19 protein-coding genes and 3 pseudogenes are annotated in these 22114 nt (G+C 38.2%); 17 read left to right on the forward strand and 5 right to left on the reverse strand.

Features of this window, described 5'->3' with window-relative positions:
• Positions 1-89 precede the first annotated feature (89 nt).
• The 9 genes and pseudogenes from JCM1039_RS06755 to glnA all read left to right on the forward strand — a co-directional run bounded on the left by JCM1039_RS06755 (position 90) and on the right by glnA (position 8162).
• The gene (locus tag JCM1039_RS06755; protein WP_025015176.1) at positions 90-2198 is read left to right on the forward strand and encodes a peptidoglycan D,D-transpeptidase FtsI family protein; all 2109 of its coding nucleotides are present in this window, start codon (positions 90-92) and stop codon (positions 2196-2198) included.
• A gap of 75 nt (positions 2199-2273) precedes the next feature.
• Complete coding sequence (gene rpmG, locus JCM1039_RS06760) at positions 2274-2423, forward strand: 50S ribosomal protein L33 (RefSeq protein ID WP_006351577.1); 150 nt, start codon at positions 2274-2276, stop codon at positions 2421-2423.
• A 55-nt stretch (positions 2424-2478) separates the two neighbouring features.
• The gene (locus JCM1039_RS06765) at positions 2479-3042 is read left to right on the forward strand and encodes a 5-formyltetrahydrofolate cyclo-ligase (RefSeq protein WP_025015177.1); all 564 of its coding nucleotides are present in this window, start codon (positions 2479-2481) and stop codon (positions 3040-3042) included.
• Between the two features lie 38 nt (positions 3043-3080).
• A pseudogene (locus JCM1039_RS11045) lies at positions 3081-3759 on the forward strand (rhomboid family intramembrane serine protease).
• The gene (locus tag JCM1039_RS06775; RefSeq protein ID WP_025015178.1) at positions 3759-3989 is read left to right on the forward strand and encodes a YqgQ family protein; all 231 of its coding nucleotides are present in this window, start codon (positions 3759-3761) and stop codon (positions 3987-3989) included. The pseudogene JCM1039_RS11045 and the gene JCM1039_RS06775 overlap by 1 nt, the downstream one beginning before the upstream one ends.
• Before the next feature lie 58 nt (positions 3990-4047).
• On the forward strand, positions 4048-4449 hold the full coding sequence (locus tag JCM1039_RS06780) for a rhodanese-like domain-containing protein (protein WP_025015179.1): 402 nt from the start codon (positions 4048-4050) through the stop codon (positions 4447-4449).
• A 78-nt stretch (positions 4450-4527) separates the two neighbouring features.
• Positions 4528-5448, forward strand: coding sequence for a tRNA (adenosine(37)-N6)-dimethylallyltransferase MiaA (gene miaA / locus JCM1039_RS06785; protein ID WP_025015180.1), 921 nt, complete (start codon positions 4528-4530; stop codon positions 5446-5448).
• Positions 5441-6690 (forward strand): annotated as a pseudogene (locus tag JCM1039_RS11050) (methionine gamma-lyase family protein). The gene miaA and the pseudogene JCM1039_RS11050 overlap by 8 nt, the downstream one beginning before the upstream one ends.
• A gap of 134 nt (positions 6691-6824) precedes the next feature.
• Positions 6825-8162 (forward strand): type I glutamate--ammonia ligase, encoded by a 1338-nt coding sequence (gene glnA / locus JCM1039_RS06795; RefSeq protein WP_025015181.1) that lies wholly within the window; start codon positions 6825-6827, stop codon positions 8160-8162.
• A 179-nt stretch (positions 8163-8341) separates the two neighbouring features.
• On the opposite strand, the gene JCM1039_RS13015 is transcribed toward glnA, so the two are convergent.
• Positions 8342-8485 carry a DUF8462 domain-containing protein gene (locus JCM1039_RS13015; protein ID WP_507743326.1) on the reverse strand — a complete coding sequence of 48 codons (144 nt, stop codon included), beginning with the start codon at positions 8483-8485 and terminating at the stop codon, positions 8342-8344.
• On the opposite strand from JCM1039_RS13015, the gene JCM1039_RS13020 reads away from it, so the two are divergent.
• From JCM1039_RS13020 to JCM1039_RS11055, 4 genes and pseudogenes are all read left to right on the forward strand, one after another.
• Positions 8453-8572, forward strand: coding sequence for a DUF6198 family protein (locus JCM1039_RS13020; protein ID WP_507743328.1), 120 nt, complete (start codon positions 8453-8455; stop codon positions 8570-8572). The two genes, JCM1039_RS13015 and JCM1039_RS13020, sit on opposite strands and share 33 nt — an antisense overlap.
• 167 nt (positions 8573-8739) lie before the next feature.
• Positions 8740-9639 (forward strand): hypothetical protein, encoded by a 900-nt coding sequence (locus tag JCM1039_RS06805; RefSeq protein ID WP_025015182.1) that lies wholly within the window; start codon positions 8740-8742, stop codon positions 9637-9639.
• Between the two features lie 103 nt (positions 9640-9742).
• A complete protein-coding gene (locus JCM1039_RS06810; protein ID WP_025015183.1) occupies positions 9743-10735 on the forward strand; it encodes an LptM family lipoprotein in 993 nt (330 codons plus the stop codon).
• A gap of 171 nt (positions 10736-10906) precedes the next feature.
• Positions 10907-12290, forward strand: a pseudogene (locus JCM1039_RS11055) (DHA2 family efflux MFS transporter permease subunit).
• 69 nt (positions 12291-12359) lie between these two features.
• Here the strand turns inward: JCM1039_RS11055 and JCM1039_RS06820 are convergent.
• The 4 genes from JCM1039_RS06820 to JCM1039_RS06835 form a co-directional block, all read right to left on the reverse strand.
• Positions 12360-13565 (reverse strand): acetate/propionate family kinase, encoded by a 1206-nt coding sequence (locus JCM1039_RS06820; protein ID WP_025015184.1) that lies wholly within the window; start codon positions 13563-13565, stop codon positions 12360-12362.
• 206 nt (positions 13566-13771) lie between these two features.
• Positions 13772-14884: an ABC transporter ATP-binding protein gene (locus tag JCM1039_RS06825; RefSeq protein WP_025015185.1), complete on the reverse strand. Its 1113-nt coding sequence runs from the start codon at positions 14882-14884 to the stop codon at positions 13772-13774.
• A 20-nt stretch (positions 14885-14904) separates the two neighbouring features.
• Positions 14905-17130 (reverse strand): alpha-galactosidase, encoded by a 2226-nt coding sequence (locus JCM1039_RS06830; protein ID WP_025015186.1) that lies wholly within the window; start codon positions 17128-17130, stop codon positions 14905-14907.
• Positions 17123-18067 carry an acetylxylan esterase gene (locus JCM1039_RS06835; RefSeq protein ID WP_025015187.1) on the reverse strand — a complete coding sequence of 315 codons (945 nt, stop codon included), beginning with the start codon at positions 18065-18067 and terminating at the stop codon, positions 17123-17125. Before JCM1039_RS06835 ends, JCM1039_RS06830 begins: the two co-directional genes overlap by 8 nt.
• Before the next feature lie 250 nt (positions 18068-18317).
• Between JCM1039_RS06835 and JCM1039_RS06840 the strand changes: the two genes are divergently transcribed.
• From JCM1039_RS06840 to JCM1039_RS06855, 4 genes are all read left to right on the forward strand, one after another.
• A complete protein-coding gene (locus JCM1039_RS06840) occupies positions 18318-19622 on the forward strand; it encodes an ABC transporter substrate-binding protein (protein ID WP_025015188.1) in 1305 nt (434 codons plus the stop codon).
• Positions 19623-19684: 62 nt separating this feature from the next.
• Positions 19685-20575 (forward strand): carbohydrate ABC transporter permease, encoded by an 891-nt coding sequence (locus JCM1039_RS06845; protein WP_141685532.1) that lies wholly within the window; start codon positions 19685-19687, stop codon positions 20573-20575.
• A gap of 3 nt (positions 20576-20578) precedes the next feature.
• Positions 20579-21484 carry a carbohydrate ABC transporter permease gene (locus tag JCM1039_RS06850; protein WP_025015190.1) on the forward strand — a complete coding sequence of 302 codons (906 nt, stop codon included), beginning with the start codon at positions 20579-20581 and terminating at the stop codon, positions 21482-21484.
• Between the two features lie 30 nt (positions 21485-21514).
• A complete protein-coding gene (locus JCM1039_RS06855) occupies positions 21515-22111 on the forward strand; it encodes a hypothetical protein (protein ID WP_155831145.1) in 597 nt (198 codons plus the stop codon).
• The last annotated feature ends 3 nt before the right edge of the window (positions 22112-22114 follow it).

Genomic DNA, 22114 nt, shown 5'->3' on the forward strand with positions numbered 1-22114 from the left:
TTAAAATTTATCTAAGCTCCATACTCAATCATAGAATTAACGTTCAGTTTTTGTTAAAATACATACAGTTTTAGTAAGGGACGATTTACGTGGATTATTTTAGAAAAAATAGTGGGACTGGTTCAAATAAGCAGTCCTCAACTCCAATAAGAATGCGAATCATTCTGGGTGTTATTCTCGTGCTTTTTGCGATGCTGATAGGACAATTAGCATATCTGCAATTGGTCTACGGTTCTCGCTTTAAAGCGGAGGTACAAAAGTCTGATTCAACAGTTGTATCTAATCAAGTGCCCCGTGGGGTAATGTATGATGCTAAAGGGCGCGTTTTAGTAGGGAATAGGCCAACTAATGCCATTACTTATACTAAGAGCGCCTCGACTACTACGACGCAGATTTATCAAATCTCAAATGCGTTGAGTAATTATATTAAGATTACCGATGAAAAGCCAACAAAGCAAATGGTAGCCGATTATTATTTAGCTGATGAAGATAATAATACCAAGATTTCAGCGCAGCTTCCTAAATCAGCCAAGGTTGATGCAGATGGCAATAAGAAGACCAACTCAGAAATTTATCAAGCTGAAATTCAATATGTTGAAAAGCTGAATCCAAAATTGACTGAAAAGCAGAAGACTGCTGCTTTAATCTTTAATAAGATTTCCGGAGCGTATACTTTATCAACTATTTATATTAAGAATAAGGGCTTGACTAATAGAGAAATTGCTCAAGTTGGTGAGCACTTATCAGATTTACCAGGTGTTGGTATTGGTACGGACTGGCAAAGATCATATCCAAATGGTTCATCAATCCAAAGTATCATTGGCTCAGTTTCAACTGAAAAATCTGGTTTGCCAAGTGATAATTTGCAATATTACTTAAGAAATGGTTATTCAAGAAACGACCGTGTTGGTACTTCATATCTTGAAGAAGAATATGAACCTCTTTTAAAGGGGACTAAGTCAACTAGTCGAGTAACTACTAAAGCTAACGGTAATATTCAACAAACTAAGACTGTTTATAATGGTCAAGCTGGTGCCAGCTTAATGCTTACAATTGATGCCAAGTATCAAAAGCAAGTTCAAGCCGCATTAAAGCGTGTATACAGCTCTGCCGAATCAGCTGGTGCTGCTCGCTATTCAAACGGTGCATATGCTGTAGCGATGAATCCTAAAACAGGTGCGCTTTTAGCTGTTGCTGGTATTAACAGAAATACTAATACAGGCAAGACTACTGATAATGCGTTAGGTGTAATTAATCAATCATTTGTTATGGGATCTGTTGTTAAAGGGGCAACTGTTTCAGGTGGTTTGATTAATAAAGTAATTACGCCAACTAACAATACTTTGCCTGATACACCAATTTACCTTCCAGGCTCTCCAGTTAAGAAATCTGTTTACCCAATTGGTACTTTCAGTTCTCTTGATGCAGAAACAGCCCTTGAAGTTTCAAGTAACATTTACATGATGCACCTTGCTATGAAGTGGGTAGGCGCTAAATATGTACCTAAGTCATACATTCATATGCCTGATGATTCATTTAATATTTTACGTAGAAACTTTGCTATGTTTGGTTTAGGCCAAAAGACTGGTGTTGACTTGCCAGGTGAAGTTGCAGGCATTGAGGGTAAATCATTCAACTCTAAAGGTAATATCTTGTCTGGGTCAGTACTTGATTTGGCCTATGGTAACTACGATGCATATACACCAATTCAATTGGCTCAATATGTTTCAACTATTGCTAACGGCGGCTACAGAATGCAACCTTACATCGTACAATCTGTTGGTAAGACTAGCAAAGATGGTAAGAAGATTTACATCAATTACAATAAAAAGCCAAATGTTCAACAAGCAATTCCTTGGACACCAGACGAATTGAATGTTGTAAGACAAGGTTTCTGGCGCGTAGTTCATGGTACTAACGGTTGGGGTACTGCTCACCCATTGAAGAACGTTAAGCCTTCAATCTCAGGTAAGACTGGTACTGCCCAAACCTTCTACTACGATGCAGAGCACCCTAACAGAAAACACAATATTGAATTAATTAACGCAACCTTCATTGGTTACGCTCCATCTAAGAATCCAAAGCTTGCGGTTGCAGTAGTCTTCCCAGGACTTGATCCAGATGGTGAAGGTACATATACTTTGCAAGTAGCAAAGGCAATGATTCAGGATTATTTCAAACTTTATTCAACAAAATAATGATTAATACTGGTCAAATTGCTTGAAAAATGCTATCCTAGTACAGTCAGAATAAAAGTGTAGGTGGTGAAAGAAATGGCAGATAACATCATTTTAGAATGCACCGAATGTGGCGATAGAAGTTACTTATCTAAGAAGAACAAGCGTAAGCATCCGGAACGTTTATCTTTGAAGAAGTATTGCCCAGTTGAAAGACGAGTAACACTTCACCGTGAAACTAAGTAATAAACCAAAATAGCAGGTTCAGTGCCTACTATTTTTTTTGTTTTTGGACGAAAAAATGAAGAAATCAGAATTAAGAAAAGTACAAATAAACAAATTAAAAGAATTTGCGAATACTAAAGAAAAAAAGACTGAAGATAGAATCTTATTAGAGAAATTAATGACCACTAATTTGATCAAGACTAGTCAAACAATTGGTGTGACAGCTTCTTTGCCCTTTGAAGTAGATACTTCAGAGTTAATCGCAAGATTATGGGAAGCCGGCAAGAAGGTCTATTTAGCTAAAGCCAGAGCAGATCAAGATCATACATTGGATTTTCTTCATTACACTTATATGAGTAAATTGGTTAAATCAAAATTTGGCGTTGAAGAAATTGCTGATGAAAATGCAGAAGTCAATAATGAGCTTGATTTAGTTATCGCACCGGGACTTGCTTTTGCGTTAGATTCACATGTCCGCTTAGGCTTTGGCGGTGGCTACTATGATCGCTTTTTGGCCAAATACAATCCTAAGACTGTATCGCTTGTAAGTACGCCAATGCAGTTTGCTAGTTCAGAATGGCCAGTAGAAAAAACAGATATTCCAATTCAAACAATTGTGACGACCGATAAAATCTATTAGAATATACCAAAATAACGAATTTTTAAGGGGATTGTTAGATGAATCGAAAAATCAACCTGTCGCAATCGATTGTGACGATGGGTATTTTAATAGTATTGTTGATCGTCTTCTTAGTTGAAGTGTTCCTTGGCGGCTCAGAAAATACCAATGTATTGATGAAAATGGGTGCCATGAGCAACTATGCAGTTGTAGTTGGACATCAATGGTGGCGTTTGTTTGCCGCGCAATTTTTGCATATTGGTGTTATGCACTTGGTTTCCAATGCCGTGATTATTTACTACATGGGTCAGTATATGGAACCAATCATGGGCCATACTAGATTTTTAGTGACCTATCTTTTAGCTGGTATGGGCGGTAATCTAATGAGTTTAGCCTTTAGCTCTGACAGAGGCTTAAGTGCTGGTGCTTCAACAGCTTTGTTTGGTCTTTTTGGTGCGATGACTGCAATTGGACTTCGCAATATCCATAATCCAATGATCAGTTATTTGGGTAGACAAGCCTTTGTATTGGCTTTGATCAACTTAGCTCTGGATATTTTTGTTCCAGGAATCGACATTTTGGGCCACATTGGTGGCTTGATTGTCGGATTCTTGCTTGCGATTATTATGGGCGATCGCGTAATGAGAACTTATAATCAAGTGGCGCGTTTTGGCTGGTGCTGTGTTGATTTTTTATATAGTTTGGACAGTTAGAACAGGAATGGTTATTAACTTCTAATGAAGACTTTATATGATGTACAGCAGCTTTTAGAAAAATATGGCATTTTAGTTCATGTTGGTAAAAGAATCTGGGATATTGAACTGATGGCTCTTGAACTCGATAATATTAATAAAGCCGGTTTAATTGACCGGCATGATTATATGGTGGCTAAACTTATCTTGCGTAAAGAACACCGCATTGAAGAACTCGATGAAAAAAAGAAAGATGAGAAAAACAATAGCAAGTAAATTAGTTTAGCGGTATCATTATATTTGTAAACTTTTATGGAAGGGCAGATTAGATTTTATGTCGAGTTTTTTAATTGTCTTAGATACTGTTTTATTAGTCATTCTTTTAGCCATCGGTGGTGTTTGGGCCTGGAATAAGATTCAAGCTAGATCCCTTGGCGGTGAATTGACTAATGAAGAATTTAAGGAAGGCATGCGTAAGGCACAAATTATTGATCTGCGAGAAAAAGAGCCTTTTAAACGCAAGCATATTGATGGTGCACGTAGCTTGCCATATACAATGCTTAAGTATCAATATAATGAACTTAGAAGCGATTTGCCGGTTTACCTTTACTCAGACTCAAACACAATCACATTGAGAGCTGCCCGTTTCTTGAAGAAGAAGGGCTTTGTTTCAGTCCACTGGCTTAAGGGTGGCTTTGAAACCTGGGACGGCAGAACTAAGAAATCTAAATATTAATTTTAAAAACACATTTGGGAGGAGAATCTGCTCAAATGTGCTTTTTTCGTATAAAAATGAATTGTGAAAGATGATTATATGCAAAAAGTATTAGCCCTCGTTGGTCCGACCGCTATTGGCAAGACCGATTTAGCGATTGCACTGGCTCAAAAACTTAATGGTGAAATTGTCTCAGGCGACTCGATGCAAGTTTATCAAGAAGTCGAAGTAGGAACAGCCAAGGCAACTAAAAAAGAACAGAGCAAAGTTAAACATTACCTAGTTGATACGCGTTCTGTTTTTGACGAATTTTCTGTCAAAGATTTTGTCGATGAAGCAACAAAGGCAATTGATGAAATTAGTGCTAAAGGGAAATTGCCCATTTTAGCTGGTGGTACAGGCTTTTATGCAAATGCCTTGCTTAATAAAATGCAGCTAGGTGAAAAGAAGGAAGAGAATCGTGGTACTTCTCAAAAATGGAAAGACTATCTTGCTCGCTACGGTCCAGAAAAGTTGTGGCAGGTTTTAAATGAAAAGGATCCAGCTGCAGCTGAAAAGATTCCGGTGCCTAATTCACGCAGAACAATGCGTGCTTTAACCGTGATTGATCGAACCGGCAAGAGATTTTCTGAACAACAAAAGAAGATCGAACCTCGCTATGATTATTTGATCATCGGCCTTAATTCTGATAGACAGGAAATCTATCGCAGAATTAACTTGCGAGTCGATAAGATGATGCAAAAGGGGATGCTTGATGAAGCTAAGTTTATCTATGAAAATCGCGCTAAAGAGCATCAAATTTTGCAGGCAATTGCTTACAAGGAATTCTTTACTTACTTTGAAGGTAAAGAAGATTTAGACAGCTGTATTACGCAGTTAAAGACTGCTTCAAGGCGGTATGCTAAACGACAATTAACTTATTTTAGAAATCAACTGCCTGTTGTTTGGTTTGATCCGCTGAATGATCCTGATTGTAAACAAAAGATTATTGCAAAAGTCGAGGAATGGAAAAATGAATAATTTACCAGAAAAATTACAAAAGATTGTAAAAGAAGTCGATCAACGAATTGCTCCTAAATTGGCAGAAATTGAAGATCAGATTGTTTATAACCAAGCTAAGGTACTTAAAGCTTTCCAAGATAATGAAGTCGCAGAAGCCGATTTAAACGGTTCTACGGGATATGGTGATGACGATATGGGCCGTGACAAGCTTGATCGTATTTATGCCCAGGTTTTTGACACTGAAGATGCTTTAGTACGTCCACAATTTGTTTCAGGTACGCATACTTTATTTGTTGCTTTAAACGGTAACTTAAAGTCAGGTGACACCTTAACTTACTTAACTGGTCAACCTTACGATACTTTGCAAAAAGTAATTGGCTTGACTGATGATAAGCGCGGAACTTTAGCTGAAAAAGGCGTTAAGTTTTCATACGTCCCATTAAACGATGAAAACACTGTTGATTACGATGAAGCAGAAAAAGTTTTAAAGCGTGATCAGCCAAAGATCGTTGCTATTCAACGTTCACGTGGTTACTCAACTAGAAAGACTTTCACCATTGAGCAAATCAAAGAAATGATTGCCTTTGTTAAGAAGGTTAGTCCTAAGAGTATTGTCTTTATCGATAACTGCTACGGTGAATTCTCTGAAAAGCACGAAGCAACTGAATATGGTGCAGACCTCATGGCTGGTTCTTTGATTAAAAATGCCGGCGGTGGTCTAGCTAAGACTGGTGGCTACATTGTCGGTGAAAAGGACTTAGTAGAAAATGCCAAACTTGCTTTGACTGCACCTGGTTGTACTGACGAAGGTGCCACTATCGGCAACTTGCATGATTTCTATGAAGCTTCTTCTTGTCACCTAACGTAACTGGCATGGCCGAAAAAGGTATGATCTTTGCGGCTGCTTTGTTTGACAAGATGGGCATGAATGTAACGCCTGCCTGGGATGAAAAGCGTAGTGACATTATCGAAACGATCATCTTTAACGATCCAGACAAGATGGTTAAGTTCGTCCAAGAAGTCCAAAAGAACTCACCAATTGACTCATTCGTAACACCTGAAGCTGTTCACATGGAAGGTTACGAAGATAAGATTATTATGGCTGCCGGCAACTTCGTTTCAGGTTCAACAATCGAATTTTCTGCAGATGGTCCAATTAGACCACCTTACGCAGTTTACATGCAAGGTGGTTTGACCTACGCTCATGACAAGGTTGCAATCATTAATGCGGTTCGTGATACATTCTTTAACAAAAAATAAAGTTTAAAAAATTTAGTAGACCAATTTGACATTTCAAAATTGGTCTGCTATTGTATTATACAGTTCTAGGAGATAAGAATTAATCATAGGACCATACCAATTTAATATTTTTTGTTTTTATAGGTGGAAAAGCTATGAGTAAACAATATACTGCAGAAGAAATTAGAAAAGAAGTAGCAGACAAGGACGTTAGATTTTTACGTTTGTGCTTCACTGATATTAACGGTACTGAAAAGGCTGTTGAAGTACCAACTAGTCAATTGGATAAAGTTTTGACTAATGATATTCGTTTCGACGGTTCTTCAATTGACGGCTTTGTTCGTCTTGAAGAAAGTGACATGGTTTTATACCCTGACTTCTCAACTTGGTCAGTATTGCCATGGGGAGACGAACACGGTGGTAAGATTGGTCGTTTGATTTGTTCAGTACACATGACTGATGGTAGACCATTTGAAGGTGACCCAAGAAACAACTTGCAACGCGTTCTTGGTGAAATGAAGAAGGCTGGTTTTGATACTTTTGATATCGGCTTTGAAATGGAATTCCACCTCTTCAAGTTAGATGAAAATGGTAACTGGACTACTGAAGTTCCAGATCACGCTTCATACTTTGACATGACTTCAGACGATGCAGGTGCACGTTGCCGTCGTGAAATCGTTGAAACTTTGGAAGAAATTGGTTTTGAAGTTGAAGCTGCTCACCACGAAGTCGGTGATGGTCAACAAGAAATCGACTTTAGATTCGATGATGCTTTAACTACTGCTGACAGATGCCAAACCTTTAAGATGGTTGCTCGTCACATTGCTAGAAAGTACGGCTTGTTCGCAACATTTATGGCTAAGCCAGTTGAAGGTCAAGCCGGAAATGGTATGCACAACAACATGTCACTCTTCAAGGACAACCACAATGTCTTTTACGACAAAGATGGTGAATTCCACCTTTCAAACACCGCACTTTACTTCTTGAATGGTATTTTGGAACATGCACGTGCAATTACTGCAATTGGTAACCCAACTGTTAACTCATACAAGCGTTTGATTCCTGGTTTTGAAGCTCCTGTATACATTGCATGGGCTGCTAAGAACCGCTCACCACTTGTACGTATTCCAAGTGCTGGTGAAATTAACACCCGTTTGGAAATGCGTTCAGCTGACCCAACTGCTAACCCATACTTATTACTTGCTGCATGTTTGACTGCTGGTTTGAACGGTATCAAGGAACAAAAGATGCCAATGAAGCCAGTTGAAGAAAACATCTTCGAAATGACTGAAGAAGAAAGAGCAGCACATGGTATTAAGCCACTTCCAACCACTCTTCACAACGCAATCAAGGCATTCAAGAAAGACGACTTAATCAAGAGCGCTTTAGGCGACCACTTAACTCACAGCTTTATTGAATCAAAAGAATTAGAATGGTCCAAGTATTCACAATCAGTTTCAGATTGGGAACGTCAACGTTACATGAACTGGTAATTTGAATTAGATCAGATAATGAAAAAGAGTTCGAGAAAATTTTTCTCGACTCTTTTTTTACCCAAAATCAAGTATTAAGTGGTCAATTAAAGATCTTCTAAGATCATTTGTTGTTCGACAAATTTATCAAAGTAGGGCAGTAAAAAGCTAACATAGCCGTAACCGTTAGGTTTGATAACTTAATCGTCAATTAGATTTCTACGATATACTGCAATGTAATTGGCACTTTTATGCATGATTTCACCAATTGTCTGACTTTTTACTTTAGTAGAATTTGCTTTAACCATTGCTTGTACAAATTCTTTTTCTTTAAAAAGATACAAGGAATTGGCTGTGGCACAATTGTTTCAGCAGTGACCGTAGGAAAGATGATAAATTTATTTAATAAATTTATACCTAGAATTGTATGATTTATTTGGAATAGTTAATAGGTAGGCAGACTTTTACCAAATTTAAAATAATAAAGACTGCAAAATAGCTTAAAATGCTTTATAATGGTAAAAAATAAAGGTGATAATATCCCTAATCAGTTTAGGGATATTTTTGTGTTGTAATTAGAATTTGGAGTCTTTTTGGAATGAGTAGAAGAATATTAACATTCATGTGTTTAACTGCTGCCGTTTTAGGGCTAACAGCATGTGGCAATAATTCCCATACTGATAATAAAAGTGGCAGTGCTTCTAGTACTCAAAAACAGGCTCCTAAGAAATTAATTGCCAAAGACTTATCTGCTTCTGAAAAGGCGAGTGCAATTACCATTTATGGTGCGCAAAAATATAAAAAAGCATGGCAAAAGACCTACCAAACTGCAGAAAAAAATGGCCTAAGCGTTGCCGTAAAAAGTCCTACTGCTTTTAGACATATTAAAGATAAGGGCTATATTTACCAAGTTAGTGGCAATGGCAAAGAACCAGATACTTACTACATCCTGGAAGGCAATACCGTTAACTTTTATAATCGTAAAAAAGTAGGCAGTGCAAGCTTAAACAAGATTGTGTCCTATTTAAACGATAAAAATGAAATTAAGAATGTCAGAAAATTGACTGCATATACGACTATGGGTGCATCAATTACTTCTGATAAATATGGCGTTAAAGGCGACAATGGCCTTGCTACCATTCCTAAGAAATTGCAAGGTACTTGGTACAATCGTCGCGGTAAGAAATTAGTGATCGATGCCCACAGTATTAATGGCGAAGAAATTCATAAGGTTACTGGCAGCTTAGCTCCAACTTCTTTTGATCAAACCAAAAAGTGGGCTAGAGCCAGAATGGAAAATATCAATGGGATTGATTGTTATCACGTTCAGGCTTTGAATGCCCAAAACTTTGGCAGGCTATATACCGTTCAAAAGAAAGGCAAAAATAAGGCTGTAGCGACATATAGCGTTGATACTGGCAGTTGCACCGGTAGCTACTGGAAGTCTGTTAAGCTAGCTAAAGCTAATGTAGACGCTAAATTTGCTAGCCTCAGTTAATTCGTAAATTTTCTATAATATCTTTGATAAAAGATTGGCTTATTACTTTTTTTATAATAGTATTATGTCAAAGAGATAGATTTTATAGAAGGGAAGAATCTTTTTGAAACGCAAATTAACCGTACTTGTGGCAATCTCAGCCGCTTTAACTTTGGCAGGATGCTCACAAAGTACACAAGGAAATATGCAATCAGAACAATCTAAGAGCAGTCAAGTTTCTAAGAAGAGCTCAAACAACAGCAATACCTCATCAGACTCTAGTTCGAAGAGCAGTGATTCAGGTAAGCTCTCTGCAGAAAACATGGACTACAAGACTATCGCCAGTGCAATTGCAGTTTATGCTTCACAAAAGTATGGTGATACCTGGGAGATCGCAGTAAATGCTGCTAAGCAAAATCATTTGAGCGTAGCTTTTAGAAGCAAGGCTGAAACTGGTATTACTTCAGACAATAGCGGCTATGTTTACGAAGTTAGTGGTACAGGCAAGAGCAGTAACGCTCGTTACATGCTTAGCGGCGATGGTGCTAATAAGCAAATCACTATTTTTGTAAAGCAACGTAATGTTGGCACAGCTAGCTTGTCTGACATTGTAAACTACCTAAATGATAAAAATGATGCAGATTTAGTTAACCAATTAGCTAAAAACGCTGAATTAAACGCTAAACTTGAAGGCGATGGTGCTACAACTAAGGATACTGCTAATGTAAATAGCGTAATTCCAGCAGCTCTTCAAGGTACTTGGTACACTGCCGATACTGGTAATGGCAATATCGATACTTTGACTGTTACAGGCAACAAGATCAACGATGAAGCCGGCTTTAGCATGAACGTTAAGAAGAATAATACCAATAGTTCATCTGATTCATTATCAGGCTACATGAAGCAAACTACCATGAATGGCATTAACTTCTACAGTTTCACTAATATGGGTCAAGAACCTGGTCAAGGTAGCACTTACTTGGCTCGTCATACCGAAAATGGTCAAGATGTGATCGTTTCAGCTAACTCTAAAGGGACTACGAATGCTGTTTACTGGAAGAGTAAAGATTTGGCAAAACAAAACTCAAATAAGCAATTTAGCGATTTGAAGTATTAATTAAAAAATCAGAAGGGCGTCGAAAGACGTCTTTTTTGTTTATTTTGGGCATTTATTATCCATGAATTCGCTTATATAAAATTTTTACTTACGAAGAAAAATTTTTCTGGTAAAGTAATCAACGTCGCAAAAAAGAAGGAAGAAGAATTAATGGATAATGCTTAAACAGGGATGCAAGCTCGTGTTAATGTTAAACGCCCATGGCTTGCCATTCTCCCATTAATGCTAGGATCATTTGTAGGAATGTTCAGTGAAACCTCACTTAACATTGCCTTACCACAGTTGATGAAGGCTCTTCAAGTTGGTCAGTCTTCAATTCAATGGCTGGTTACCGGCTATATGCTCGTAATCGGGATAGTCCTGCCACTTTCAAGTTTGTTCACTAAGTGGTTTGCGACCAAAAAATTAGTTTTATTTGGCCTGGGTGCCTTTATTGTTGGTTCGCTTATTTCAGGATTCGGAGTTAATTTCCCAATGGTTTTAATTGGTAGAATGATTCAGGGTATCGGAACTGGAATCATTTTGCCATTAATGTTTACTATTGCAATGCTGATTTTTCCACCTAACAAGTTATGTACGGTTAACGGGGTTCTTGCTTTAGTAATTATGTTTGCGCCAGCAATTGGTTCAACTTTGACTGGATTGATTTTAGCGGTTGGTACGTGGCGCGACATTCGTCGTGTTTTTAGTCATTGCCTTTGTAATCGGCTTATTTAGTTTGAAGAATGTTAATCAAATTACTAAGCCAAAAGTTGATTTTGTGTCCATCATTTTGTCAATCTTTGCCTTCTCAGGTTTGATTGCAGGTGCAAGTTTTGCTAGCGAAATGGGTTGGCTTTCAGCACCAGTTCTTGCATGTTTAACCGTCGGTGTTATTGCCTTGATTTTCTACGTAAGACGTCAATTGAAGCTTGAAGTTCCGGTATTAAACATGCGTGTATTTAGACACCGTAACTTTACTTTAGGTGCAATTTTAGTTATGGTCGATTTTGGCATCATCTTGTCAGACATGTACTTATTACCACAATATTTGCAAAATGGTTTGCTTGTAGCTGTCGCTTTAACTGGTATTATCATGCTTCCAGGTGGAATTATCAACGCGGTAACTTCAGCCTTTGCTGGAAGAATGTATGATAGTTTTGGTGCAAAGTGACCAGCACGAATTGGTTTTATTATTGCCTTTGTTGGTGCTTTAATGCTTAGTTTAGTAACTACACACAGTGCCATTTGGTATGTAATTTTAGCTCACATCATCTTAATGATTGGTGCACCACTTGCAATGTCACCATCACAAACTTCAGCCTTGAATTCACTTAAAGGTCTTGAATCGGCTGATGGGTCCGCAATTTTGAATACTATGCAACAGATCGTCGGTGCTTTGGCAACTGCACTTTCTACTAGTTTCTTGACTGTTGGTAGAAATGCAGTGAGTGGCTCAGCTGCTTACAAGTTTACTAATAGTGTTCACTACGGGATGTACTTTACTATTGCTTTGACGATTATCGGCTTCGTCGTTGCCTTATTTGTTAAGGATGACGGTAAGTATATTGATTAATTTAGATAATAAAATATATTAAAAAGGAGAGGACTTAATTTTAGTCTTCTCCTTTTCTTATAGAATCTTTCATTTAAGATGAGCTACTTTCATTATATCTCGTTCGATCATTAATTCTTCATTGGTAGGGATGAGCATAGCTGCAATCTTAGAGTCAGGACGTGTGATTAAGCCTGCCTCATTAGCTTTATTTTTATCTTCGTCTGGCACTACACCCATAAAGTTAAGTGCGTCCATTACTTTTGCTCGAACGCCGAAATCGTGCTCACCAACACCAGCAGTAAAGATAATACCGTTTACACCGCCCATTTCTACAATGTAGGCGCCAATATAGCGGCAAATTCGGTTAATGAAGATGTTTCTTGCTAAGTTGGCTTTCTCTTTTTGATCATCATTTAAGCGAGACATGTCATCTCTCAAATCACGCATATCTGGTGAAATTTCAGAAATACCCAATAAACCTGATTTGTGGTTTAAGATATCAATCATTTGATCCATGTCGATATTTTCTTTTTTCATAATATAAGCTAGTAATGAAGGATCGACATCGCCGGATCTAGTACTCATCGTGATTCCTGCAAGGGGACTAAAGCCCATGGAGGTATCTAACGATTTACCATTTTTGACTGCGGTAATCGATGCACCAGAGCCTAGGTGACAAACTATTAATTTTAATTGATCTAGAGGCTTGTTTAGTAGCTTTGAAGCTTCTTGAATTACGAAACGAACTGAAGTCCCATGTGCACCGTATTTTCTTGCCTTATACTTTTCATAATATTTGTAAGGAAGAGAATATAAGTAATGCACTGGATCAAGTGACTGGTGGAAAGCAGTATCGAAAACTGCCACTTCTGGAACATTTGGTAATAATTCAAGGAAAGCCTTAATAACGTCTGCTTCGGCTTTATCATGCAGAGGAGCATATTCTGTTAAATCATAAATTTTTGGCAGGTTGTCCTTATTAATTAAAGTAGACTTTTTAAACGTCTCACCACCAGCAACAATTCTATGACCAATACCAATTATTTCTTTAGGATCGTCAATTACCTGATGCTTCTTTAAGTTATCCAATAAAATTTTTACAGCCGTAGTTTGATCAGGAATTTCAATTTCTTCAGAATGTTTAGTTTTATCAGCTAATTTCAATTCAAATGAAGAATCATCTAAACCAACGCGATCGGCCATACCTTCGGCAATAACGTCTTCTTTTGGAAAAGAAAATACTTTAAATTTAAAAGAAGAACTGCCAGCATTAATTACTAAAATTTTTTTCATAGTTTCATCTCGTTTTACTCTATATAAAAATCTAATTATTTAGAACGCGCTTACATGTTTATATTATATAACTTATAAAAATAAATACCAACTTTTTCTAAAAGTGGTTGGACCAATATTTATAAAAATACAGGTATATCGGAGTTTGATATACCTGTATTTTTGTTCTAAATTTTTACAGTTATGGAGTGCAGTGGAAAGGTAAATTAGTTGTCCAAAGTCTTAGTAGTTTCTGGATCGAAGAAGTGAGCCTTGTTCATTTCAAAGCCCATCTTGATGGTTGCACCAGGTTTAGTAAAGTCACGAGCGTCAACCTTTGATACCAAGTCAGAATTACCAACCTTGCAGTAAAGTTGAGTTTCAGCACCCAGAAGTTCTGAAACAACGACTTTAGCAGTAACTACTTGGTCTGGGAAACTTTCAAGGAATACTTCCTCGGTGTGAACGTCTTCAGGACGAATACCAAAGACTAATTCTTTGCCATCATAACCCTTGTCTTTCAAGATCTTAAGCTTACCTTCAGGTACAGGAATTTCGAAGTCATCGTGGTCCTTATCAATGATCTTGCCATTCTTTAAAATTACGTGGAAGAAGTTCATAGCAGGAGAGCCGATGAATCCAGCAACGAAGATGTTTGCAGGCTTGTTATAAACTTCCATAGGAGTACCAACTTGTTGTTGAATACCATCTTTGATAACAACGATTCTGTCAGCTAAAGTCATGGCTTCAGTCTGGTCGTGGGTTACGTAGATGGTAGTAGTCTTTAATTGTTGGTGCAGTTTAGCAATTTCTGCACGCATCGTAACACGAAGCTTAGCGTCCAAGTTTGATAAAGGTTCGTCCATTAAGAAGATAGGGGCATCACGCACGATCGCACGACCCAAGGCAACACGCTGACGTTGACCACCTGACAAGGCAGCAGGCTTACGTTTTAAGTATGGCTTCAAGCCCAAAATTTCAGCAGCTCTTTTTACTTTCTTATCAATTTCTTCTTTTGGCGTGTGACGCAGTTTTAAACCAAAGGCCATGTTGTCGTATACCGTCATTTGTGGGTACAAAGCGTAGTTCTGGAATACCATGGCGATATCACGGTTCTTTGGCGCAACATCGTTCATGACCTTGCCACCGATCTTCAAAGTGCCCTTGGTAATGTCTTCAAGTCCGGCGATCATACGTAAGGTGGTTGACTTACCACAACCTGATGGACCAACGAATACGATGAATTCTTGGTCGTTAATGTGCAAATTAAAGTCAGAAACTGAGTATTGATCGTTTCCCTTGTATTCCTTATATACGTGATCCAAATCTACTTTAACCATTTTAATTTCTCCAATCTTAGTTATTCATTAATTGCTTTTAATTCAAAAATCTTGGTATCAAAATCTGTCTTTGCTTGAGACCAGTAGTCATCTTCGTGGCCCCTAAAGTCTTCAGTCAGCGGCAACCCAATATTCATTAATTCATCGCCGTAAAGCTTACGTTTGCCGTTAACTTCATAAAGTTGGTTAGGGTCAAGACCGGCTAGTTTCACGTGATAATAGCCGTGATTTGGCTCGCTTAAACCGTAGAAGTAGCAGACTACCGCATGCTTTTTATCTTTTGAGTTAACTTCCCAAGCGCCGTGATTTGGATTGCTTGGTTCTAGACGATAGAAGTCGCCTTTGAAAATTAAATCGTGGAAATGACGGAGTTGTTTAGTTCCTTTTTTAAGTTCTTCTTTTTCATCAGGACTTAACTTAGTTAAATCAAATTCATAGCCATAGGTACCAAATATAGCGATATTGACTCGTGAATGAAGGGGAGTGACACGGCCTGTTTGATGGTTAGGTACGATCGAAACGTGGCTACCCATTATAGCTGGCGGATAAACATATGAGGTACCGGTTTGAATTTGCCAGCGTTCGTATGCATCCGTGTCGTCGCTAGTCCAAGCTTGTGGGGCGTAATAGAACATGGCCAGATCATAACGACCACCACCACCGGCACAAGATTCAAACAAAATGTCAGGATATTTTTCCGTCAACATTTGGTAAAGGTGGTAAACACCTAAAATGTAGCGGTGGAAGACTTCGCCTTGTTCCTCTTTAGGTAGGTAGTTTGAATATGGCTCGGTAATATTTCTATTCATATCCCACTTAATGTAGTCAGGATGAATTTTATCGATAATCTTACTCATCTTTTTAAACAAGAAGTTAACAGCGACAGGGTTGGCAAAGTCGACTAAGTATTGGTTGCGACCTTGAGAAAGGTGCTTTTTATTATTGCCGAGTAGCCAGCTGTTGTGACCTTTATAAAGATCTGTGTCTTTGGATAAAGCTTCTGGTTCAAACCAAAGGCCGAATTTCATATCTAAATCATGAATTCTATTAACCAAATGATCTAAGCCATCTGGCAATTTGTCTTTATCAACTTCCCAGTCACCCATTGAGCCTGAATCGGTTGTTCTGTGACCAAACCAGCCGTCGTCTAAGACGAAGAGATCACAGCCGATGTCTTTGGCTTCTTTAGCTAATTTAACTAGCTTTTCCTCGTTAAAATCGTAGTAGGTGGCTTCCCAGTTATTGATTAAGACAGGACGCTTAGGATTTTGCCAATGCTTTTCAATGATGTGGTCACGAATTAAATCATGGTAATTATGACTTAAGCCGTTGAAGCCTTTGTCTGAAAAGCTCACTACTGCTTGTGGCGTAACAAAGTTAGACATTGGTTCAAGAATCCAATCAAAGTCAGCATCGTTGATTCCCGTCATCATTCTGGTTGTGCCGTAGGTGTTAACATCGATAGTTTCTTGGTGATTGCCAGAATACATCAAGGTTATGCCGATGACGTTACCAAGATTTTGTGTCGTATTTTTATCAGCCAAAGCGATAAAAGGATCATGAATATGTCCGGTTGCTCCGCGGACCGAGCCGATTTCTTGGATGCCCGGTCTAAGTGGGGTGCGGTTAACATGACGTTCGCGGGCCCAAGCACCGTTTAAGGTGACTAGATCATAATTTGAAGTAGGCAGATCTAAGCTGGCACTTTTTGCCGATAAGATATGATAGGCATTTTTACCAGGATTAAAGAATTCGGCGTTTCTAACGATGATGTCAATATCAGGGAAGATGGTGTAGTTAAGTTTCAGCTCTAAATCGCTATATTGATCTTTGAGCAAAATTACCAATGTTGCCGCATCGTCTGCGTAGCGCACATGTGGCATATCCTTATAGAAAGGTGTTCCATCTAAAACTTGATAGCTATCATATTGAAAATTGCTGATCTTGTCGCCGTCTTCGTATTTGATTTCGAAGGCAGGCTTTCTAAAATCGGTTGAACCATAGGTGGGGTATTCTTGTCTTCTGTGTTCTAGGGATGCAATTCCCGTATTAGGGAAGATTTGACAGCCAGAACCTGGTTCGTATTCATCTAAGTTATGTAAATCATCTCTAACGTGAACAGCTTTACCAAAGTAAACAGATTCAAGCTGCTTGATCTTAGGCATAACCTTCATGATGTAAGAGATGTGACCATTAGTTAGATGAAATTCTAATTTATCTTGATTGATGTAAATTAAATTATTCAATGAAAAAACTCCTTGTTTCATCACCTAAGTGAGGGAGATATTCATGGCCGTATTCAGGTTCGACGTAAAGTTTCTTTTTCGATTTGATCCTGTTATAGGCGGCCATTTGTGTGTCAGGTGGTACAAGCTGATCGCTGCCACCAATCTCCCAAATCACTTTGGCTTTAATATTTTCTGCTAGATATTTAATATCAATATAATCAAGCAAGTTGAAGAAGTCATCTTCTTTTTGATGAAGGGGATCACGGTACTTGAACCAGTAGCTCAATTCGCTAAAGGCTGTATTTGGTCCATATTGATATGCTTTCCGATAATCTGATAAGAATGGATATGCGACTTGAACTTTGTAAATTTCGGGTACTAAGCCAGCACAAGCGATTGATAAACCGCCACCTTGTGAAGCACCTTGCGCAAAAATCTTCTTTTCATCAACATGATCCATTGACATTAAGATATGTGCTGCTTGGTAGGTATCTAGAAATACTCTATAGTAGTAAAGCTTTTCGGGATCCCATTCTTCAACGCCTCGAATGATCAAGCCGTTTAAAATATCACCTTTAACAGCAACATTGTCTTCGGATAAACCGCCTTGACCACGACAATCAAGTGCCAATGAAACAAATCCTTCAGCAGCCCAGCCAACTTTATCTTGGAAATCGCCGCTGTCGCAGTGATAGCCGTGGAAAAGTAATACGCCAGGATGTTTTCCTTCTATTTTCTTAGGAACAACTAGTTGAGCATGAACACGAGCTCCGCTAATTCCTGTGAAATATAAATGATAGAAGTTAGCAACGTGAGAAGGAAGATCAACTTGTTTTAATTCATAAGAAGTACCTAATTTATCTACTTCTTTTTTACCTTTATTCCAAAATTCGTCAAAGTCATCAGGCTTTTGGCCTAATCCTAAGTAGTTTGTAAAATTGTTTACGTTTACCAAAACAATCCTCCGTAGTATGTAAAAATAATTGTTTATCACTTTTATTTGTATTCGCTTACAGAAGCTAATATATTGCTACATAATGCGGTTTGTCAAGAAATAATTTAAATATTCCGTATGTAAACATTTTACGTTTACAAAGATTTTGCATTTTAAAAACTCGGTGCTATATTAAAACCGTAATCAATTTGAAAGCGCTTTTAAAAGAGTGCGGAGAGAATTATTCTAGTAGAATCGAGGATTTTTAGATATGGATAAGGGTAAATTTAAAGCAGCTCTTAAATGTGCTGCAGGATTCGCAGCTATAACTGCTTTTGCTGTTGGATTAACTGGTTGTGGTAAGTCCAGCAATAAACAAACCATTACTTTTATCAACCAAAGAACTGACTTAAAACAAGACGGTACTTGGGATAAATATATAAAGGAATTCCAAAAGAGTCACCCAAACATTGAAGTTAAAGTTCAAGCTTTGAATGACTACGCAACTAATATGAAGACTCGTATGAATTCCAGCAACTACGGTGATGTCTTTATGCTTCCTGACTCAGTAAACGCTAAAGACTACTCACACTTTGTAGAACCACTTGGTAAAGTAAACAAGTTGGAAAAGAAATACTACGGTATGACTGCAAAACAATATAAGGGTACTGTTTACGGTATGCCTTCAATGATCAATGCCAACGGTGTAGTTGCTAATATGGAAGTATTTAGAAAAGCCGGTTACAAGATTTTCCCTAAGACTCCTAAGACATTCATCGCAGCTTTAAAGGCAATTAAGGCTAAGGAAAAGGGCGTAACTCCTTTGTACACTAACTACCACTCAGGATTCGCACTAAGTAACTGGGATAGTCAAACAGTTGGTGTAACTGGTAACCCTAACTACTTAAACGAAATGATGAAGATGAAGAATCCATTCGCACCTGGTAAACCAATGAACAGTGTTTACAACATTCTTTACACTGCATGTAAGGATAAATTGGTTGAAGGCGACCCAACTACTTCTGACTGGGAACAATCAAAGCAAGACATGGCCGACAACAAGATTGGTGTTATGGTTTTAGGTTCATGGGCATTGGAACAAATCCAAGCTAAGAGCAAGGCTGCTAAGAAGAACATTCAATATGAAGCATTCCCAATGACTGCTAAGAACGGTAAGCAATACGTTTCAATCGGTGCTGACTACTCATTGGCTGTTTCAAAGCACAGTAAGAACAAGAAAGCCGCTAAAGAATTCGTTGACTGGTTCGTAAACAAGTCAAGCTACGCAAGAGACAACGGTGCTATTCCTACTCTGAAGAGTGCTAAATGGCCAGCAGCTATGCAATCATTAAAGGCAGCAGGTGTAGGTATCTTGCAAAACACTCCAGCTCCTAAGGGCGAAGAAGACTTGCTTCAAAGAGTTAACAACGATGCCGAAATTGGATTCCAAACTACTGAAGATTACAAGCAAAAGATTGTTGATGCTGGTGTAGGTAACAACAAGGAAAGCTTTGCAGCCATCATGAATGAAATGAACAGAAAATGGAACAAAGCTGTCGACAAGGAAGTTAAGTAGTTGCTGTTTAACAATGCTGGAATCTTCAGATAGATCCCAGCATTTTAGTTAGGAGAATTTTTATGCAAAGCGCGATAGAAAAATTCAAAACGAATTATCGTTTGCAGAGAAGAATTATTGTAGTTCTCTTTACTATTGTTCCGGTTGCATTGCTATTGGTATTCTCGTATTTGCCTTTGGTAAAGATGATTCAATACAGTTTTACCGACTGGGACGGAATTAGTGCAAACAGTCATTTCGTAGGTCTGCAAAACTATAAGACCGTTTTAACTAATCCACAATATATCCAAGTATTTAAGGTAAGTTTGTACTACTTTGCAGTTGCCATCTTGCAACTTGCTTTAGCAATGCTTCTAGCGGTAGTTCTTTCTTACAAGGTTAAGTTCCCTAATTTATGGAAGGGATTAGTCTTCTTCCCATACTTAGTTAACGGTGTTGCCATTGGTTTCATTTTCCTTTACTTCTACAAGCAAAATGGTACTTTGGACACGATTCTTAACTTCTTCCACTTGGACAGCTGGATTAAGTTGTGGCTAGGTAACCGTAGTACTAACAACTGGGCTATTGCCATGACTTCACTTTGGAGATATACAGGTTACAACTTCCTCTTATTCTTCGGTGCAATTCAATCAGTTGATCCGGAAATCTATGAAGCTGCCGACATGGATGGTGCCAACAAGTGGCAACAATTTAGATACATCATGTTTCCAGCTATTAGAGAAATTTTCTTAGTAAACGTTATCTTGAGTGTAAGTGGATGTTTAAGCGCATTCGATACACCATATATTATGACTAACGGTGCCAACGGTACTTCAACATTCGTTATCCAAACTATCAACACGGCCTTCAAGTTCAACAAACTTGGACTTGCCTCTGCGATGGCGATTGTCTTGTTGATTATCATTATTATCGTTACTGTCATTCAACGTTTGGCCACTAGAGAGAAGGACTAATTTATGAATCAGAACGAAAATAGACGGGAGAAGGAGATCGCTGCTCAAGCGGTTGACGAGATACCTGTAAACAAGCATAAACATTACACAGCAGGTCAGATCTTCTGGAAAGTATTGAAATATGCCTTTCTGATCTTGGTCAGTCTGTGTACCTTGATCCCAATTGTTGTGGTAGTTTTGGGTTCATTTAAGACCCAAGCCGAATTCTTGCATGGTAATGTCTTTGCTTTACCAAAGTCATGGAGTTTTGAAAACTATAAAACCGCATTTATTGACGGTGGGATGCTAGAAGGTTTCCGCAACACTGGTTTCATTTTGATCGTCTCAATGCTAGGTAAAATCTTCTTTGGTGCGATGTTTGCCTACGCTGTTAACAGATTCGACTTTAAGTTGAAGAAGCCAATCATGACCTTGTTCTTACTCGCAATGCTTATTCCAGCTATTGCCAGTCAGGTTGCTACATTCCAAATCATTAACGGAATGGGCTTGTTCGACACTATCTGGTCCGTAATTTTGCTGAACTTGGGTACAGACGCAATGTCTATCTACATTTTCTTGCAATACTTACGTGAAATCCCATATTCATTGGATGAAGCAGCACTGCTTGAAGGTGCAACTTACTTCCAAATCTTTAGAAAAGTTATTATGCCGTTGTTAAAAGCACCTATTGTAACCATCATTATTATTTCAGGTGTTGGTATTTACAACGACTTCTACAATCCATTACTGTACATGCCTGATGATAGTTTGAAAGTTATTTCAACTGCACTTTATGCCTTCAAGGGCCCTTACGGAACTAACTGGCCTGTAATTTTGGCAGGTGTTATCATCGTTATGCTTCCAATTTTGATCTTGTTCTTGACTTGTCAAAAGTACATTTACAACGGTGTATCAGGTGCTGTTAAGTAGTAAATAAATTAATAGAAATGATGATTAATTGTGCGTAGTAAAGTAATTAGAGTTGTAGAGTATTTCTACATGTGCGTAATGATGTCGGTTAAATTCTGGTGGCTGATTATTAGAAACTTCGTTATTTGTGGCATAGCCGCCGGTATTCATGGGGTAATGGCTTATTTCGCCAGTCCAAAAGAAGAAAAAGATCTGCATCAAAAAGTAAATAGCGATGTTCATTTTAAGTTAAACAACGTCCAGTTCCTATCAGCAGCCGTAATGCTTTTGCTTTCCTTATGCTGGACAGCAGGAATCTTACTAAGAAGAACGCCCAACATGGTCTTGAGTGCAGCGTTTTGGATCTTAGCTATCTGGTCGATCTTGGTTTTAACTTATTTGACAGAGCTTGGCATTGTTGCGACAGTGAACGAATTTAATGATGATAAAAAATACTATTTACGCGGCATTGTCTTGTTCATTCGTTGTCCGCAACTAACTTTAACTACCATGGTATTATGGGTGGTAACTGGTTTACTAATCGCCAAACAACCAGTCATTGGTGTCTTGGTGATGCCGGGATTATTAATGGCAGTAGTCAGCAGCATGTATAAGAAACTGGAAAAGCAACAGTTATTGCCTAACTAATAT

This window comes from Lactobacillus kitasatonis DSM 16761 = JCM 1039, assembly GCF_000615285.1.
GTDB classification, from domain to species: domain Bacteria; phylum Bacillota; class Bacilli; order Lactobacillales; family Lactobacillaceae; genus Lactobacillus; species Lactobacillus kitasatonis.